This window comes from Embleya sp. NPDC005575 (assembly GCF_040605455.1).
Classification (GTDB): Bacteria; Actinomycetota; Actinomycetes; order Streptomycetales; family Streptomycetaceae; genus Embleya.
The window spans coordinates 1-17,767 of sequence record NZ_JBEXCV010000018.1 but is presented as its reverse complement, the minus strand read 5'-3'; the positions used below and the strand labels follow the sequence as shown (position 1 = coordinate 17,767).

Annotated in this window: 17 protein-coding genes; 14 read left to right on the top strand and 3 right to left on the bottom strand. The window is 71.2% G+C overall.

Features of this window, described 5'->3' with window-relative positions; all coding sequences use genetic code 11:
* Positions 1-39 precede the first annotated feature (39 nt).
* Positions 40-1,062, bottom strand: a complete 1,023-nt coding sequence (locus ABZS54_RS08910; protein WP_355532578.1) for a LacI family DNA-binding transcriptional regulator — start codon at positions 1,060-1,062, stop codon at positions 40-42.
* 167 nt (positions 1,063-1,229) lie between these two features.
* Here ABZS54_RS08910 and ABZS54_RS08905 point away from each other — a divergent pair, with 167 nt between their 5' ends.
* The 5 genes from ABZS54_RS08905 to ABZS54_RS08885 all read left to right on the top strand — a co-directional run bounded on the left by ABZS54_RS08905 (position 1,230) and on the right by ABZS54_RS08885 (position 6,312).
* Positions 1,230-2,459: an MFS transporter gene (locus ABZS54_RS08905; RefSeq protein ID WP_355532576.1), complete on the top strand. Its 1,230-nt coding sequence runs from the start codon at positions 1,230-1,232 to the stop codon at positions 2,457-2,459.
* A gap of 9 nt (positions 2,460-2,468) precedes the next feature.
* On the top strand, positions 2,469-3,830 hold the full coding sequence (gene pafA, locus ABZS54_RS08900; protein WP_355532574.1) for a Pup--protein ligase: 1,362 nt from the start codon (positions 2,469-2,471) through the stop codon (positions 3,828-3,830).
* A gap of 193 nt (positions 3,831-4,023) precedes the next feature.
* A complete protein-coding gene (locus tag ABZS54_RS08895; RefSeq protein WP_355532572.1) occupies positions 4,024-4,860 on the top strand; it encodes an ATP-binding cassette domain-containing protein in 837 nt (278 codons plus the stop codon).
* Positions 4,861-4,943: 83 nt separating this feature from the next.
* Positions 4,944-5,852 (top strand): FKBP-type peptidyl-prolyl cis-trans isomerase, encoded by a 909-nt coding sequence (locus tag ABZS54_RS08890; RefSeq protein ID WP_355532570.1) that lies wholly within the window; start codon positions 4,944-4,946, stop codon positions 5,850-5,852.
* An 82-nt stretch (positions 5,853-5,934) separates the two neighbouring features.
* A complete protein-coding gene (locus ABZS54_RS08885) occupies positions 5,935-6,312 on the top strand; it encodes an FKBP-type peptidyl-prolyl cis-trans isomerase (protein WP_355532568.1) in 378 nt (125 codons plus the stop codon).
* A 296-nt stretch (positions 6,313-6,608) separates the two neighbouring features.
* Here the strand turns inward: ABZS54_RS08885 and ABZS54_RS08880 are convergent, their stop codons facing one another.
* Positions 6,609-7,694 carry a DUF3866 family protein gene (locus ABZS54_RS08880; RefSeq protein WP_355532566.1) on the bottom strand — a complete coding sequence of 362 codons (1,086 nt, stop codon included), beginning with the start codon at positions 7,692-7,694 and terminating at the stop codon, positions 6,609-6,611.
* A 126-nt stretch (positions 7,695-7,820) separates the two neighbouring features.
* Between ABZS54_RS08880 and ABZS54_RS08875 the strand changes: the two genes are divergently transcribed.
* The 9 genes from ABZS54_RS08875 (at position 7,821) to ABZS54_RS08835 (ending at position 17,211) form a co-directional block, all read left to right on the top strand.
* Positions 7,821-8,804: a WYL domain-containing protein gene (locus ABZS54_RS08875; RefSeq protein ID WP_355532564.1), complete on the top strand. Its 984-nt coding sequence runs from the start codon at positions 7,821-7,823 to the stop codon at positions 8,802-8,804.
* The gene (locus tag ABZS54_RS08870; RefSeq protein ID WP_020552030.1) at positions 8,801-9,775 is read left to right on the top strand and encodes a WYL domain-containing protein; all 975 of its coding nucleotides are present in this window, start codon (positions 8,801-8,803) and stop codon (positions 9,773-9,775) included. Before ABZS54_RS08875 ends, ABZS54_RS08870 begins: the two co-directional genes overlap by 4 nt.
* Positions 9,776-9,888: 113 nt before the next feature.
* Complete coding sequence (locus ABZS54_RS08865) at positions 9,889-10,092, top strand: hypothetical protein (protein ID WP_020552029.1); 204 nt, start codon at positions 9,889-9,891, stop codon at positions 10,090-10,092.
* Between the two features lie 44 nt (positions 10,093-10,136).
* Entirely contained in the window at positions 10,137-10,364 is a 228-nt protein-coding gene (locus ABZS54_RS08860; RefSeq protein ID WP_355532562.1) for a hypothetical protein, read from the top strand.
* A 129-nt stretch (positions 10,365-10,493) separates the two neighbouring features.
* A complete protein-coding gene (gene tatA, locus ABZS54_RS08855) occupies positions 10,494-10,775 on the top strand; it encodes a Sec-independent protein translocase subunit TatA (RefSeq protein ID WP_020552027.1) in 282 nt (93 codons plus the stop codon).
* Positions 10,776-10,809: 34 nt separating this feature from the next.
* Entirely contained in the window at positions 10,810-11,760 is a 951-nt protein-coding gene (gene tatC, locus ABZS54_RS08850; RefSeq protein WP_355532559.1) for a twin-arginine translocase subunit TatC, read from the top strand.
* 26 nt (positions 11,761-11,786) lie between these two features.
* Positions 11,787-12,674: a diacylglycerol kinase gene (locus ABZS54_RS08845; RefSeq protein ID WP_355532557.1), complete on the top strand. Its 888-nt coding sequence runs from the start codon at positions 11,787-11,789 to the stop codon at positions 12,672-12,674.
* A gap of 228 nt (positions 12,675-12,902) precedes the next feature.
* Positions 12,903-15,632, top strand: coding sequence for a DEAD/DEAH box helicase (locus tag ABZS54_RS08840; protein ID WP_355532676.1), 2,730 nt, complete (start codon positions 12,903-12,905; stop codon positions 15,630-15,632).
* Between the two features lie 154 nt (positions 15,633-15,786).
* Positions 15,787-17,211, top strand: a complete 1,425-nt coding sequence (locus tag ABZS54_RS08835) for an amidase (RefSeq protein ID WP_355532555.1) — start codon at positions 15,787-15,789, stop codon at positions 17,209-17,211.
* A gap of 198 nt (positions 17,212-17,409) precedes the next feature.
* On the opposite strand, the gene ABZS54_RS08830 is transcribed toward ABZS54_RS08835, so the two are convergent.
* On the bottom strand, positions 17,410-17,742 hold the full coding sequence (locus tag ABZS54_RS08830) for a hypothetical protein (protein WP_355532553.1): 333 nt from the start codon (positions 17,740-17,742) through the stop codon (positions 17,410-17,412).
* Positions 17,743-17,767 lie beyond the last annotated feature (25 nt).

The following is a 17,767-nucleotide window of genomic DNA, read 5'->3' as shown; positions in this document are numbered from 1 at the left end:
TGATCCACCGGGATCCGCCGGACAAACCCCAGGGCGGGTTCAGCCGGACGCCGGGGGTGCGGTCGAGCCGCGGACCAGCAGCTCGCCGGGCAGCACCACGTCCGGGCCCGCGTCGCCGGTGTCCAGCAGGTCGAGCAGCGCGGTCATGCCGCGCGCGCCCAGTTCGACGGCGGGCAGTCGCACGGTGGTCAGCTCCGGCTCGACCACGCGTGCGTAGCGCAGGTCGCCGAAGCCGGTGACGGACACGTCCTCGGGCACCCGGCGACCGAGCGCGCGGGCCGCCTTGTAGGCGCCGGCCGCCTGGAGGTCGTCGTCGCACACCAGCACGGTGGGCCGGGCCGGCGAGGCGAGCAGCGTCAGGGCGGCCTCGCGCCCGCCCTCCAGGGTCAGCGGCGCGATGGCCTCGGCGACCACCTCGGCGGGCCCGAGCGCGGTCCGGAAGGCGGTGTCCCGGGCCCGGAAGGTCCAGGTCTGCACGGCGGAGCGCAGCCGGGCGACCCGGCGGTGGCCGAGGCCGACCAGGTATTCGGCGAGGGTGCGCATGCCGTCGGCGACGTCGTCGTTCACGGTCGGCACGCCACGCCCGGGTTCGCTGTCCAGCATCACCAGCGGCAGGTCCTCGGTGCCGGGTCCGGCCGAGCGCAGCACGTCCAGCGGTTCGGCGGCCATCGAGGAGGCCAGCACGCCGTCGATGGCGGCTGAGGAGAACGGGTTCGGGGTCAGGTCGACGCCGTCGCGGGTGGGGTAGACCACCACGCCGAAGTCGCGTTCGGCCGCGACCTGCGCCGCCCCGGTGTGCACGGCGCCGAAGAAGGGCGAGGTGAGCACGGGCACCACGAGCATCACCGTGTGCGTGCGGCCCAGGCGCAGCGAGCGGGCCGAGCTGTTGGGCCGGTAGCCGAGCGCCGAGGCCGCGTCGCGGACCGCCTCGACGGTGGCGGGGGAGACCCGGCCGCGCCATTTCTCGGCGAGTACCAGGGACACGGTGGACTGCGACACGCCGGCGTGTTTGGCGACGTCCTTGCTGGTCGGGCGACCGGCGGGGGGCTGGGGCGACGGCAAGGGGACCTCGGACGGTGTCGGGGACGGTGCGGGCCCAGCGTAGAACCGACTTGCCATCGTGTCGGCCCGACGGCACAGTGGTGGCTGAGAGTCATACGTATGACGTGGGATGGCTTGTCGAATTGATCGGAGCGTGCCTGCCGCGGCACGGGAGGGCGGTACCGCGGATGCGGACCTATCTGGACCTGCTTCGGGTGCCGTACGCGGCGCGGCTGCTCGGCGGCACGCTGTTCGGCCGACTGCCCAACGGGATGGGCGCGTTGGCCGTGCTGTTGCTGGTGCGTGCCGACGGCGGTGGCTACGGGCTCGCGGGCGCGCTGTCCGCGGTCTACGGCCTGGCCGGTGCGGCCGGGCAGCCGGTGCTGGGTCGGTGGATGGATCGGCGTGGGCAGACCGGCGTATTGCTCGGCTCGGCGGTGGTCTCGGCGCTGGCCTACGCGGTCTTCGCGCTGGTGGGCGCGTATCCGCTGCCGCTCGCGGTCGCCTCGGTGCTGATCGCGGGCTTCACCACGCCGCCCCTGGAGGCGGGACTGCGCGCGTTGTGGCCCTCGGTGCTCACTCCCGAGCGGGTGCAGGCGGCCTACGCTCTGGACGCCGCCGCGCAGGAGATCCTGTTCACCGTGGGGCCGCTGATCGTGGTGGTCGTGGTGCAGTTGGCCTCGGCGCAGCTGGCCGTGCTCCTGACCGGGCTGATCGGGGTGGTGGGCACCGTGATCGTGGCCACCGCGCGACCCTCCCGGATCTGGCGCGGTGAGCAGCACACCCCGCACTGGGCGGGTGCGCTGCGCTCGGCCGGCCTGCGGGTGGTCCTGGTCGCGTTCACGTTGGCGGGCATCGCGCTGGGCGTGCTCAGCGTCGCGGCGGTGGCCTACGCGGACCACGAGGGTTCCGGTGCGTTGTCCGGGGTGTTCCTGGCGGCGATGTCCTTCGGCGCGCTGCTGGGCGGTCTGGTGCACGGGGTGCGGGCCTGGCGGACCCCGCCGGCCAGGCGGTTGTTGTGGTTCATGCTGTGGCTGACGGTGTGTTACCTGCCGCTGACGGCGGTGCCCGGGCCGTGGGTGATGGTGCCGCTCGCGGTGCTCTCCGGGGTGTTCCTGGCGCCGGCGATCGCCTGTGTGTTCACGCTGATCGACGAGTTGGCGCCGCGCGGCACGGTGACCGAGGCGTTCGCGTGGCTGGTGGCGGCGATCGGGGCGGGTTCGGCACTGGGCATGGGGCTGGCCGGCTGGGCCGGTGAAGTGGCCGGCGCGCGGGGTGCGTTCGCGGTCGCGGGCGTCGGCGCGGGGCTCGGATTGCTGGTATTGCTGGCCGGTCGGGGCCGGCTGATTTCAAACGTGATCCATTTGGTGGAAACCACCGACGCGGAGTTGTCCCGGAACGGCACGTCGTCGGCGTAATGTTGCCGCATGGACCGCCGCATCTTCGGGCTGGAGAACGAGTACGGCGTCACCTGTACGTTCCGGGGGCAGCGCAGGCTCTCCCCGGACGAGGTGGCGCGCTACCTCTTCCGCCGAGTCGTTTCGTGGGGCCGAAGCAGCAATGTCTTCCTACGCAATGGGGCCCGGCTGTATCTGGACGTGGGCAGCCACCCCGAATACGCGACGCCCGAGTGCGACTCGGTGCCGGAACTTGTCGTGCACGACAAGGCCGGTGAGCGCATTCTCGAAGGCCTCCTCGTCGACGCCGAACGGCGGCTGCACGAAGAGGGCATCGCGGGTGACGTGTATCTCTTCAAGAACAACACCGATTCCGCCGGCAACTCCTACGGTTGCCACGAGAACTATCTGGTGGCGCGGCACGGGGAATTCTCCCGGCTCGCCGATGTGCTCATCCCGTTCCTGGTGACCCGTCAGATGTTGTGCGGCGCGGGCAAGGTGCTGCAGACGCCGCGTGGTGCGGTGTACTGCGTCAGCCAGCGTGCCGAGCACATTTGGGAAGGCGTCAGTTCGGCCACGACCCGTTCCCGTCCGATAATCAACACGCGCGACGAACCGCATGCCGACGCCGAGCGCTATCGGCGGCTGCATGTGATCGTCGGCGACTCCAACATGGCCGAGCCCACCACGCTGCTCAAGGTCGGTTCCACCGATCTGGTGCTGCGGATGATCGAGGCCGGGATCGTCATGCGGGACCTGACTCTGGAGAACCCGATCCGGGCGATCCGCGAGGTCAGCCACGACATGACCGGCTCGCGCAAGGTCCGGCTCGCCAACGGCCGCGAGGCCAGCGCGCTGGACATCCAGCGGGAATACCTGACCAAGGCCCAGGAGTTCGCGGATCGCCGGGGCATCCGCACCGGCACCGTGGAGAAGGTGCTCGATCTGTGGGAGCGCACGCTCGACGCGATCGACTCCGGCAATCTGGACCTGGTCGGGCGTGAGATCGACTGGGTGATCAAGTACCAGCTGATCGAGCGGTACCGGGCCAAGCACAACCTGCCCATGTCCTCGCCGAGGGTCGCCCAGATCGACCTCGCCTACCACGACATCCACCGGCGCCGCGGTCTCTACTACCTGATGGAGAGACGCGGGCAGATCGACCGGATCGGCAACGATCTGAAGATCTTCGAGGCGAAATCGCTGCCGCCGCAGACCACTCGGGCGCGACTGCGCGGCGAGTTCATCAAGAAGGCCCAGGAGCAGCGGCGCGACTTCACCGTCGACTGGGTGCATCTCAAGCTCAATGACCAGGCACAGCGCACCGTGCTGTGCAAGGACCCCTTCCGATCGGTGGACGACCGGGTGGAGAAGTTGATCGCCAGCATGTGAGTCGCCCGGCATGAGAGTCGCCCGGCAGGGGACTCGCCGGCACACCGGCACCCGCAGGCCACAATCCGCATGTGATCACCGACGGTGATCGTCGACCGGCGTTCTCGACCCGTGCCGGCCGGCATGTGAGACGAAGCCGTCGCCCGCCCCCTCCCGACGCCGGGAGCGGGCGGGCGAGTGGCATGCTGGCTCGATGGTCGATACACCTACATGGGACATCGCTCCACCGGTCTTCGAACTCGACGCGGTGGATGTGTGGGCGCACGGGCCCGGCGGGCGCACGGACATGCTCGTCGGCGTGGACTGGACGGTCCGCGAGGGCGAGCGCTGGGCGCTGCTGGGACACAACGGCGCGGGCAAGAGCACGATCCTGGCACTCGCGGGCGCACTGCGCTTTCCCGGCAACGGCTCGGTGACCGTGCTGGGCAAGCGGCTGGGCCGGGTGGACGTGCGCGAGGTGCGCGCCCAGGTGGGCGCGGTCAACGCGGCGCTGCGCATCCCCGAATACCTGACGGTGACCGACTACGTGCTCACCGGGGCGAGCGGCACGGTGCAGCCGCTGTACGGCAAGTACGGGCCGGCCGAGCGGGGCCGGGCCGCCGAGCTGATCGCGCTGCTGGGCCTGGAGCGGCCGGCGAAGCGCAAGATCGCGGTGTGCTCGCAGGGGGAGCGCGGCCGGGCCCGGATCGCCCGCGCGCTGATGCCCGATCCGCGACTGCTGCTCCTGGACGAGCCGGCCAATGCGCTGGACCTGCCCAGCCGCGAGGAACTCCTGGAGGCGATCGACTCGCTGACCCGCGAGTTTCCGCGGCTGACCCTGGTGATCGTCACCCACCACCTGGAGGAACTGCCCAGCGCGGTGACCCACGCGCTGCTGCTGCGCCGCGGCGCGACCGTGGCCGCCGGGCCGGCCCGCGAGGTGATGACGGACGCCAACCTGAGCGAGTGCTTCGGCATCCCGCTGTCGGTGCGCAGCGAGGACGGGCGGTGGGCCGCGCGGCTCAAGCGGCCCGGTCGCGAGGTCGCCTGAACGCGGTTGTCGTCTTCACGTCGTCCTCACAACCGGACCCCATAGAGTGTCCCGGTCCTTGTCCATCTCAGCAGAGGAACATCGTGCGCCGTCTCGCTGCGCTCCTTCTGGTCCCCGCACTGGCCTTCACCGCGGTCGCGTGCGGCGATGACGACGGAGGAAAAACCGTTAAACCGGTCGTGACCGGAGCCTTCGGGCAGAAGCCGGACATCAAGATCCCCAAGGGGAAGTCGGGTGACAAGACGACGTCCACGATCCTCATCGAGGGCACCGGTGACGTGATCAAGAAGGATGACTACGTCGTCGCGGACACCGTCGGCAAGAATTGGGACGGCACGGATGCGGGCAACTCCTACGACAGCAAGACGCCCGAGGTCTTCCAGGCCGGCAGCCAGGAACTCCTGAAGGAGATCGGGCAGGGGATAATCGGCAAGAAGACCGGTACCCGGATGCTCGTGGTGGTGCCGACCAAGGTCACCCAGGAAAAGCAGGCCGTCGTGCTGATGCTGGACCTGAAGTCGACCAAGACGATCGACGCCAAGGCGGAGGCCAAGGGTGCCGCGGTGACGCCGCCGGCCGGCCTGCCCGTCGCCAAGGTCGAGTCCGGCAAGGCCGCGGAGATCACCATCCCGCCGGGCACCGCCGCGCCGACCAAGCTGATCGTGCAGCCGCTGATCGAGGGCACCGGTCCGGTGGTCCAGAAGGGCCAGACGCTGGTCGCCCAGTACACCGGCGCCTTGTTCGACAAGGGCACCAAGTTCGACTCGTCGTGGGACCACGGCGGCGCGACCGCGTTCAAGATCGGTGTCGGCCAGGTCGTGACCGGCTGGGACGAGGGTCTGGTGGGCCAGAAGGTCGGCAGCCGCGTGCTGCTGGTGCTGCCCGCCGACAAGGGGTACGGCGCCGAGGGCAAGCCGCCGACCATTCCGGCCAACTCGCCGCTCGTGTTCGTCGTCGACATCGTCGACGCGCTTGGCGGCACGGCCGCCTGACGGCCCGTCGAATGACCGGATCGGGCGACCGGCCCGGTACGTTGGACCCGCATTCAGCACTCGAACGGATACGGATAAAGCTGTGAGCGAGCTTACGAAGCCCGAGATCGACTTCCCCGATGGCGGCGTGCCCGCCGACCTGGAGATCACCGAGATCTGGGAGGGCGACGGCCCGGTGGCCCAGGCGGGTCAGAACGTCAGCGTGCACTACGTCGGTGTCGCCTTCTCGTCCGGCGAGGAGTTCGACGCGTCCTGGAACCGAAACTCCCCGCTCGACTTCCGGCTCGGTGTGGGCCAGGTCATCGAGGGCTGGGACAAGGGTGTGCAGGGCATGAAGGTCGGCGGTCGGCGCAAGCTGGTCATCCCGCCGCACCAGGCCTACGGCGACCGCGGCGCGCCCGGCGCGATCGCGCCCGGTGAGACGCTGATCTTCGTGGTCGACCTGATGAAGGTCGGCTAGTCGCTTTCACTCGGCCCCGGTTCGCGCCTCCCGCGCGGATCGGGGCCGTTTTGCTGGTCCTCAAACGCCGGACGGGCTGGGTGGTCGGTCGGATGGGCTGGGTGGTCGGCTGGACGGGCTGGGGCGGTTGGCCTGGTTCGTTTGTCCTCAAACGCCGGACGGGCTGGGTGGTCGCCCGGACGGGCTGGGTGGTCGGCTGGATGGGCTGGGGTGGTTGGTCTGGTTCGTTTGTCCTCAGGCTTCGGCCGGGCGGGGTGGATTGTTTGGCTTCCCGTCGGCGTTGTGGACGGGTTGGGTCAGTTTGGGAGCAGGTCTGCCGCGAAGCGGCCTGCGGCGGCGGCGGCGAGGAAGTAGGCGTGGTCCGCGTCGAGGCCGCGGCCCATCGTGGACAGCCGGGCGGGACTCGTGCGCAGCGCGGCGTCGAGGCCGTCGACGGACACCGTGTGCACGTCGTGCCCGACCCGCAGCGGCTCGACGTCCGCCGCGACCCGCCGCGCCAGCGGCTGCGGCAGCGTGGGCACGATCACGTCGGCCCGGGCCAGCGCGACCCGGCCGTACGCGGTCAGGCAGTGGTGCGAGACGCCTTGATGGCGTTCGCGCCCGTCCGCGTCGGAGATCCGCAGCGAGGCCACCGGCCGGCCGCCGAGTGCGGCGATCGCGTTGATCGCCTCGCCCGCCGCGACGCCGGAGAAGCCCCACGGCGTGCCCGTGCCCAGATTGCCCGGCCCCTGCGCGACGATCGCCAGATCCGCGCCCTGGACGTGCCGGGCCGCGAGCAGGCCGGTGTGCAGGGTGACCGCCTCCAGGTCGCCGCCGAGCGCCTGCCCCACCGTCACCGAGCCCGTCAGCCACCCGTTTTCGCGCAGCGTGTGCACCGTCATCGAGAACCACAGCGGCAGCGTGCCGCCGTCGGTCATCACGTACACCACGCGCGCGTTCGCCCGCGCGGCGCGGATGCCGGCGCAGATCGCGGGCAGCGCGGAGTGCAGGTCGGCGACCACCACCGGCATGCCGTCCAGCGAGTCCGCGTCGCGCAGCGTCGCGTGGTGCGGCGAGTCCTGCTCGTCCACGCCGAGCACGACCGCCTGCATCGGGGTGTACCGGGCCTTGACCACATGCCCCGGTCCCGGCGGCGGGTCCGCGGGCAGTCGATCCGGCAGCGCCACGACCAGCGCGTAGCCGCCGGTGCCCAGGCCCATGTCCTGCGCGGTGGTGTTGAGCAATACGGTGTCGCCGACCACCGGGGTGCCGGTCAGGTGCGGGTAGGCGATCGCGCGCAACTCCCGTGCGGGGGCGGGCTTCGGTACGGCCACGGTCAGCTCGACCGCCCCGCGCCAGGCCCGTCGGATCGCCGTCACTTCGCCGCGTCGCCAGGTGATCACGGTCCGGCAGCCTAACGCCGCCGGGGCCGTCGGGCGAACCGGAGGACGAGATCGACGGCCGGGACCAACCGATGCGCCGAACGCGGTACGGTCGGGGCTGCGCTTTGTGGGAGGGGCTGGGATCTGATGGCGATTCCGAAGCAGGAGCGGTTGGTGAGCCTGGTGATGTGTCTGCTCGCCGCCCGTCGCTACGTCACGAAGGAAGAGCTGCGGCAGTCGATCGAGTCGTATCGCCTGTGCACGTCCGACGAAGCCTTCGACCGCATGTTCGAGCGGGACAAGGACGACGTACGCGAGCTCGGTTTCATCGTCGAGACCGGGGCCAACGACCCGCTGATCGAGTCGGCCGACGGCTACCGGATCCGCCCCGAGAAGAACGCGCTGCCGCCGGTGGAACTGGACCCGGAGGAGGCGGCCGCGCTCGCGCTGGCTGCCGGCGCCTGGCAGCAGTCCGCGCTGGCCGGAGCCGCGACCGGCGCGCTGTACAAACTCAAGGCCGCCGGCGTCGAGATCGATTCGGCGCCGCTGACCAGCGTCGAGCCCCGGGTGACCGCTCGCGAACCCGCCTTCGGGCCGCTGTTGGACGCGTTGCGCACCCGCCGTCCGATCCAGTTCGCCTATCGCCGCTCCGGCGCCGCCGAGGCCACGCCTCGGGTGGTCGAGCCGTGGGGGATGAGCTGCTGGCGCGGCCGGTGGTATCTGGTGGGCTTCTCCCGGGACCGGCAGGAGCAGCGGGTGTTCCGACTCGACCGGATCGCCGACAAGCCCAAGCCGAAGCCGCTCAAGGAAGCGTTCCGGGCCGAGGTGCCGGAGAAGGTGGACGTACGCGGCCAGGTCGCGCGCTTCGCCGGCGAGGGCGGCGAGGGCATCGCCCGGATCCGGGTGCGCACCGGCGCCGGGTTCCCGCTGCGCGCCCGGGCGAGCGCGGCGGTGCCGGCCGGCGACGGCTGGGACGAGTTGGAGCTGAGCCACGGGCACGGACTGCACCACTGGCTCGCCGAGTTCGGCCCCGACGTGGTCGTGCTGGAGCCGCCCCATCTGCGCGCCGCCGTGGTCGCGCAACTGCGCGAGGCCGCCGGAGAGGCGACGGGACAGGTGAAGGTCGGATGAGCAACGCGATCGACGACACTCGGCGGCTGTTGTCGCTGGTGGCCTACCTGCGCGAGCGGCCAGGCACGCATCTGGACGACGTCGCGCGCGCGTTCGGCCTGCCGGTCGCGCAGGTCGAGGCGGACCTGGGCACGCTGCACATGTGCGGCACCAGCTTCATGGCCGACGACCTGCTGGAGCCGCACGTCGACTTCGAGGGCCGGGTGTTCCTGGACAACGCCGACGCCCCGGTGCGCCCGGTGCGCCTTGCCCCGCACGAGGCGCTGGCCCTGCTGGTGGCGCTGCGCGCGCTGGCGGGCCTGTCCGGGCTGCGCGAGCGGGACAAGGTCGCGCTGGGTCGGGTGACCGCCAAGCTGGAGGACGCCGCCGGCGAGGCCGCACGGGCCGCGGAGGGGGTCACGGTCGAGTTCGAGGGCGACGACGCCGCCCAGGAGTCCGCCTTCGCCACGATGGACCGCGCGGTGAGCGAGAAGCGCCGGTTGCGGCTGCGTTACTACGTGCCGCGTCGGGACGAGATCACCGAACGCGAGGTGGACCCGATCCGGCTGGTCCTGGTCGACGGGCACACCTATCTGGTGGCGTGGTGCCGACAGGCCGAGGGCCGCCGGTTGTTCCGGCTGGACCGGGTCGCCGAGGCGGTACTGCTCGACGAGGCGTCCGAGCCGCAGCCGGTCGAGCCGCTGGACCTCGCGGACGGCTTCGCGCCGACCGCGGCCGACGGCATCGAGGTGGTGCTCGAACTGGGACCCGGCGGGCGCTGGGTCACGGAGTACTACCGCTACGACAAGGTCGAGGAGCTGGCCGACGGCGGCCTGCGGTTGACCCTGCGCACGCCCGACCCCGCCGGGATCCGGCGGCTCGCGCTGCGTCTGGGCGGGCACGGCAGGGTGATCTCGCCGCCCGAGCTCGTGGACGATGTACGACGGACCGCCTCGGCCGCACTCGCGGCCTACGCGGACCAGGCCGGCTGATTCGCCGCGCTCGGAGGCGACTGTCCAAAAGCGGCACATGCCCCCGACCGCGGCCCAGCGGCACCTCCGGTACCACCGACGACAACCTTCCCGAGATTGCGAGGAGGCCCACGGTGTCGACGTTCACGGCGCGCTGCCCGGTTTGCGGACGCGTCGAGCTGACGGCGGATCAGCTACGGCTGGTGGTCCGACCGAACAAGTCCTTCTATCTGTTTCGTTGTCCCACCTGCGCCGACTCGGTGCGCCGGCCGGCCGGCGAGCGGATCGTCGAACTGCTCACCGACGGCGGGGTGTCCTCGATGCAGGTCGCCCGCTGAACTGGGGCGCGCGGCGACGGATGCGCGGCTGTTAGGGTCGCCGCATGTTGCCGTGGGTCCTCGTCTTCCTCGTGCTCGTCCTCGCCGGACTCGGCGTCATCGGCTGGTTCGCCTGGCGATTGTTCGGTGACGTGCGTCACCTCGGAGCAACCGTCGCGGACGCCTCGACCCGGCTGTCCGCGGCCGCAGCCGACCTGGATGCGGCCGGTGGCCCGTCCCTGCGGCGCGATTCCGTACCGCGCGCCCGCTCCGCGGCCCCTCACCGACAGTGATCCGTATACGTGACACCTGGGGGTTACGTCCGGTGCAGTTGTTCGCCACCATTGCGTTGCACGTGTGTCACACGCACCGGCGTACGATCGAACCCATAACCCCCCGGCCCCGGCAATGAGGTACTGACTATGTTTGGCAAGCTCGGTTGGCCCGAGATCATCCTGATCCTGGTTGTCGTCGTGCTGCTGTTCGGCGCCAAGCGTCTGCCGGACACGGCGCGTGCGCTGGGCCGTTCGCTGCGCATCCTCAAGAGCGAGACCAAGGCGATGAAGGAGGACGGGACGGCCGAGGCCCCCGCGTCCGACAAGACCGCCAAGACCACCGAGGCGCCGCCGCGCACCATCCAGGCGGCTCCGGGCGACGTGAGCGAGGCGCGGCCGGTCGGCGAGCCCGACCACAACCGTCGCTGAATCCGCGCGCGCCGTTTAGGAGTCGGCCCTCAAGGTGCTTGACAAGGCAGGGCGCGGACAAGAGTCCGGCCCGAAAGAGAAGAAGATCAAGGACGCCGAGGGGCGCATGCCCCTGATGGAGCACTTGCGCGAGCTGCGCAATCGTCTCGTCAAGGCGCTCCTGGCCATCATCGTCGTGACCATCGTCGCCGCGTTCTTCTACGAGGACATCGGCGCCTTCCTGGTCGATCCCGTCTGCGACCTCAAGAACGTCAAGGGCACCGGCGTCACCAAGTGCGGCCAGGGTGTCCTGGTGCAACAGGGCGTGCTCTCGCCGTTCTCGATGGCCCTGAAGATCTCGCTGGCCACCGGCATCATCGCGGCCTCACCGATCTGGCTCTACCAGATGTGGGCCTTCCTGGCGCCGGGGCTGCACAAGCACGAGAAGAAGTACTCGCTGGCCTTCGTCGGCGTGGGTGTGCCGCTGTTCCTGGGCGGTGCCTACTTCTCGTACTGGATCCTGCCGCACGCCCTGCAGGTGCTCCTGGACTTCACGCTCTCGGACGCCAGCAACCAGATCCAGCTGGACGACTACCTCAACTTCGTCATCCGCATGGTCGTGGTGTTCGGCATCGCGTGCGAGCTGCCGCTCGTGCTGATCATGCTGAACTTCGGCGGAATCGTCACCGCGAAGCAACTCGCGAGCTGGTGGCGCTGGGTGGTGATGGGCATCTTCGTCTTCGGCGCGGTGGCCACCCCCACCACCGATCCGCTGACGATGATCCTGCTGTCCATCCCGATCACGATCCTGTACGGGATCGCGCTGATCGTGGCGTGGCTCAACGACCGCCGGCGCGGCAAACGGCACGCGGAAGTGTTCGGTGCCGACCTCGACGACGACGAGGCGTCGGTCCTGGACACCTCGGTGCGCCCGGTCGAGCGCCCGAGTACCGTCACGGACGACCCGGACCCGGGCCCCGCCGCCAGGGTGGACGACATCACCTGAGGCCCGGTGGGCTAATCTCGCGCCTTGTGTCTCGGGAGATAGCAGTATTCGTCAACCCCACCGCGGGTCGTGGTCGGGGCCTGAAAGCGGCGTCCGTCGCCGCCGATCTGCTTCGCGAGCGGGGGCTGACACCGCATCAGGTGTCCGCCCCCGGCGCCGCGGAGGGGATCGACCGACTGCGCGCGGTGGTGCGCCGCGGGGTGGATGCCGTGGTCGCGGTCGGCGGTGACGGCACGGTGGCGGCCGCACTGCAGGCGGTGGCGGGCACCGGTACGCCGCTGGGCGTGGTGCCGATCGGTTCCGGCAACGACTTCGCGCGGGCCTTGGACCTGCCGCTGGGCGACGTGGCCGCCGCCGCGCGCGTGGTGGCCGACCTGCATGCGCGGCCGGTGGACCTGGGCCGGGCGGGTGAGCGCTGGTTCGGCACCATTTTGTGTACCGGCTTCGATTCGCGGGTCAACGAGCGTGCCAACCGGATGACTTGGGCGCGCGGGCGGACCCGCTACAACGCCGCGTTGCTGGGCGAGCTGGGCGCACTGAAGCCGATCGCCTACGAGCTGGAACTGGACGGCAAACCGTTCGACGTCGAGGCCACCCTGATCGCGGTGGGCAACGGCCGCTCCTACGGCGGCGGCATGCGGATGTGTCCGGACGCCGACCCCACCGACGGCCTGTTCGACGTCACCGTGGTGGCCGGCTGCGGGCGGGCGGAGTTGTTGCGGGTGTTCCCCAAGGTCTACAGCGGGAGGCATGTGAGCCACCCGCTGGTCACCGTGTACCGCGCCGCGACCGTGTCGCTGAGTGCGCGCGGGCTCAGCGGGTGGGCGGACGGCGAGCGACTGGGCGCGCTGCCGCTGACCGCGGACTGCGTACCCGACGCGGTCCGGGTCCTGACTCCCGCGCCGCGCGACTGAGCGACGCCGGCGATCAGGCGGCCTCCCGTGACGGCCCTGGATCGAGCCCGGGGGCCTGGACCGAGCCGCACGCCTGGATCGAGCCGCGCCGCCTGGATCGCGCTGCGTGTCGTGATCGAACTGCGTGTCATGATCGAAAAAAGGTGATCACAGCCGTCGGTCCCGGCCGGTAGTCTGCTTGACGAGATGCCTCTCGATCCTTCACGCGGCACGGACCGCGACACCCAGATGTCCCCCGCCGAGCGCTACGCGGCCTCGCGCCGCCGGGCCGCCGACGAACGGACGAGTCTGCACGCGTTCCGCGAGCAGTACCCCTTCGGCCTCGATCCCTTCCAGGTCGAGGCGTGCCGCGCGCTGGAAAGCGGCAAGGGGGTCCTGGTCGCGGCGCCGACCGGTTCGGGCAAGACGGTGGTCGGCGAGTTCGCCGTGCACCTCGCGCTCGAACAGGGTCGCAAGTGCTTCTACACGACACCCATCAAGGCGCTGTCGAACCAGAAGTTCGCCGACTTCCAGAAGCTCTACGGTGCGGCGAACGTGGGCCTGCTCACCGGGGACAACTCGGTCAACAGCGACGCCCCGGTGATCGTGATGACCACCGAGGTGCTGCGGAACATGCTCTACGCGTCCTCGAACGCGTTGAACGGCCTGGGCTACGTCGTGATGGACGAGGTGCACTACCTCTCCGACCGCTTCCGCGGCGCGGTGTGGGAGGAGGTGATCATCCACCTTTCCGAATCGGTCACGCTGGTCTCGCTCTCGGCGACCGTCAGCAACGCCGAGGAGTTCGGCGACTGGCTGGGCACCGTGCGCGGCGACACCGCGGTCGTGGTCTCCGAGCACCGCCCGGTGCCGCTGTGGCAGCACGTGATCGCGGGCAACCGCACCTACGACCTGTTCACCGACGAGAACCACACCGAGGTCAACCCCGAGCTGATCCGGCTGGGCCGGATGGAGAGCGAGCGGACGGGCCGACCGCAGGACCGTTACCGGCGCAACCGCGGCCAGGAGACCCGGCCGGTGCGCAGCCGGATCTGGACACCCAGCCGCGCCGAGGTGATCGACCGGCTCGACGCCGAGGGCCTGCTGCCCGCGATCACCTTCATCTTCAGCCGCAAGGGCTGCGAGGCGGCCGTCCAGCAATGCCTGCACGCGGGCCTGCGGCTCAACGGCGAGGCGGAGCGGGCCGAGGTGCGCGCGATCGTGGAGGCGCGTACCACCGGGATTCCGGAAGAGGACCGGCACGTGCTGGGCTACCACTCGTGGCTGGAGGCGCTCCAGCGCGGGATCGCCGCGCACCACGCGGGCATGTTGCCGACCTTCAAGGAGGTCGTCGAGGAACTGTTCGTCAAGGGCCTGGTCAAGGCGGTGTTCGCGACCGAGACGCTGGCGCTGGGTATCAACATGCCCGCCCGCTCGGTGGTACTGGAGAAGCTGGTCAAGTGGAACGGCGAGACGCACGCCGACCTGACCGCCGGCGAGTACACCCAGCTCACCGGGCGCGCCGGGCGCCGCGGCATCGACGTGGAGGGTCACGCGGTGGTGCTGTGGCACCAGGGCTTCGACGCCGGCCACCTGGCCGGGCTCGCGGGCACCCGCACCTATCCGCTGCGCTCGTCCTTCAAGCCGTCCTACAACATGGCGGTCAACCTGGTCGGCCAGGTCGGTCGACACCGCTCGCGCGAGCTCCTGGAGACCTCGTTCGCGCAGTTCCAGGCGGACCGTTCGGTGGTCGGGCTGACCCGCCAGGTGCAGCGCAACGAGGAGGGGCTGGCCGGCTACCACGAGGCGATGACGTGCCACCTGGGCGACTTCGCCGAGTACGGGCACCTGCGCCGCGCGCTCAAGGACCGCGAGACCGAGCTGGCCCGCGAGGGCGCCTCGCAGCGCCGGGCCCAGGCCGCCGCGTCGCTGGAGAAGCTCAGGGCCGGCGACATCATCGTGGTGCCCACCGGCAAGTACGCGGGCCTTGCGGTGGTCCTGGACCCGGGCACCGATCAGGGACCGGAGGGGCCGCGCCCGTTCGTGCTCACCTCGGACCGGCAGGCCCGCCGACTGGCCGGGATCGACTTCCCCGTGCCGGTCGCCGTGATCGACCGGCTGCGCATCCCGCGCTCGTTCAACGCGCGCAATCCGCAGTCCCGCCGCGACCTGGCGTCCTCGCTGCGCAGCAAGGCCGGCCACGTGGACCAGCCGCGAGCCCGCAAGCAGCGCTCGCCGGCGGCCGACGACCCGGAGATCACCCGGCTGCGGCAGACCATCCGGCAGCACCCGTGCCACGGCTGCGACGACCGCGAGGAGCATGCGCGCTGGGCCGAGCGCTACTACCGGCTGTTGCGCGACACCCAGGTGATCGAGAGCCGGATGAAGGGCCGTACCCACACCATCGCGCGCACCTTCGACCGGGTCTGCGCGATGCTCACCGACCTGGACTACCTCGAGGGTGACACGGTCACCGAGGACGGACGCCGCCTCGCGCGGATCTACGCCGAGTTGGACCTGCTCACCGCCGAGTGCCTGCGCGAGGGCCTGTGGGAGGAGCTGACCCCGGCCGAGCTGGCCGCGTGCGCCTCCGCGCTGGTGTACGAGTCGCGGCAGCCGGACGACGCGATGGCGCCCAAGCTGCCCGGTGGTGCGGCGCACGCCGCGCTGGCCGACATGGTGCGGCTGTGGGGCCACCTGGACGCGCTGGAGGGGCAGCACCACCTCGACTTCCTGCGCGAGCCGGACCTGGGCTTCGCCTGGACGGCGTACTCGTGGGCCTCGGGGCTGAGCCTGGACGCGGTGCTCGGCGAAGCCGACCTGCCGGCCGGTGACTTCGTCCGCTGGATCAAGCAACTCGTCGACGTACTCGGCCAGATCGCGGCCGCGGCCCCCGACGACAGCAAGGTCGGCGGCACCGCGCGCAAGGCGGTCGAGGGGCTGCGCCGAGGCGTGGTCGCGTATTCGTCGGTGGGCTGAGCGGGCGACGCGGGGGCACCTGCCGTTGGCCGGCGCGGTGCCGATCGCGGTGCGCGCGCCGGATTTTGCCGATCCGCCCACGGGGCGCACGGCGCCGGGCAACCGTCGCGTACGGTGCGGGGCGGACGTGTTCACCAGCGCTGGAGGTCGTGCCGTGCGGATCGACGAGTATCAGTCCTATGACGCCACCGGGCTCGCGGGCCTGATCGCCCGCGGCGAGGTGACGGCGGACCAGGTGCTCGACGTCACCTTCGAGGCGATCAAGGAGCGCGAGCCGGCCCTGGGGGCGGTGGTCGCGTTGTGCGAGGAGCAGGCCCGGGCCGCGGTCGCCGGGTTGTTGCCCGGGGTGCTCGCGGGCGTGCCGTATCTGATCAAGGACCTCGAATGCGACGTGGCCGGGATGGTCACGAGCAACGGGTCGCGGTTGTTCGCCGGAGCGGTCGCGGCGCGCGACAGCACGCTGGTGACCCGGTTGCGTGCGGCCGGTGTGCTGATCGTGGGCAAGACCAACACCCCCGAGTTCGGGCTCGGTACGAGCACCGAGTCCGGCCTGTTCGGTCCCGCGCACAATCCCTGGCATCGCGCCCGCAGCACGGGCGGCTCCAGCGGCGGGTCGGCGGCGGCGGTCGCGGTGGGCATGGTGCCGGTCGCGCACGCCACCGACGGCGGTGGCTCGATCCGGATCCCGGCCGCGTGCTGCGGGGTGTTCGGGCTCAAGCCGAGCCGCGGCCGGGTCACTTCCGGGCCCGAGCACGGCGAGTCGTGGGCCGGTCTCGCGGTCGCGCACGCGGTCACCCGCACGGTGCGCGACAGCGCGACGCTGCTCGACGTCACCGGCACCCCTGAGCCGGGCGACCCGTATCACGCGCCGCCGCCGGTGGGCCCGTACGCCGGCGAGGTGGGCGCGGATCCGGGGCGGCTGCGAATCGGGCTGATCCTGGCGCCGGTGGACGCGGACGTGGTGGTGGACCGCGAGTGTGTGCGGGTCGCCGAGGAGGCCGCCGCGTTGTGTGTCGCACTGGGGCACGACGTGGAGCCGGTGACCTGGCCGGACACGCTGGCCCGGCCGGGCGAGGTGATCGCGCCGATCAGTGCCGCGCACATGGCGCGCATGGTGGACCTGCGCCTGGCCGAGTTGGGGCGCGAACTTCAGGCGGACGATCTGGACGGGGCCACCCGGCTGATCGTGGACAAGGGCCGCGGGTTGTCGCTGGCGCGCTACCTGGCCGCGATCGACAAGATGCACGCGATCGGGCGGGCGGTGACCCGGCTGACCGGGCGCTTCGACGTGCTGCTGACCCCGACGATGGCGGTGGTGCCGCCGCTGCTGGGCGAGTTGGACCCCAACCGCGATCCGATGGCCGCGCTGCGCGGGATGCGCGGGATGGCCGCGTTCACCAGCCTGTTCAACGTGACCGGGCAGCCGGCCATGTCGGTGCCGCTGGGGCGCACCTCGGACGGGCTGCCGCTGGGGGTGCAGTTCGCCGGCCGCTACGGCGACGAGAGCACGCTGTTCCGGCTCGCGGGCCAACTGGAGGCGGCGGCCCCGTGGGCGGGCACCGCGGGCGCGGTGGGGTAGCCCGGTCCGGCGGATCTCGGCGGGTCCGGGTCGCCTGGCACCGCATTCGCCCTGTGGGCTCCTCGCTGCGCTCGCCGCGCCGGAAAAGCAGCCGAAGCGAACCGCTACGCGGGCGAGTTCCCTCGGCGGCGCGTCGAGGTACGGCACCGGACGACACGCCCTGGCGGCGGACGGGACTTCGACCGTCAGGCTCGCAGGTCAGCGCCGGCACAGCGTGTAGTGCGAGCCGTTCCTGCCCTTGATGTCGGTGCACTCGGCGGTGGAGCCGGGCGGCATCATCGGTGCGGCCAGTGCGCTGGGCACGGTGACGGTCGGGTTCTCGCACCACTTGCGGGCGCCGTTGTCGCATTTGAAGCCGATCTTGGTGTCGTCGGCGCGGAACTCCTTGTTGTCGGCGACCAGGGTCGGCCCGGACCGGGACGGCCTGACCCTGGTCGGGGCGGGCCTGGTCGGCGGGTACTTGGTGGGTGTCGGGCGCGGCGGCGGGGCCGACGCCCGTCTGCGCCGACGTCTACACCACCGACGGCACACTCCTCACCCACACGTCCTTGTTCGA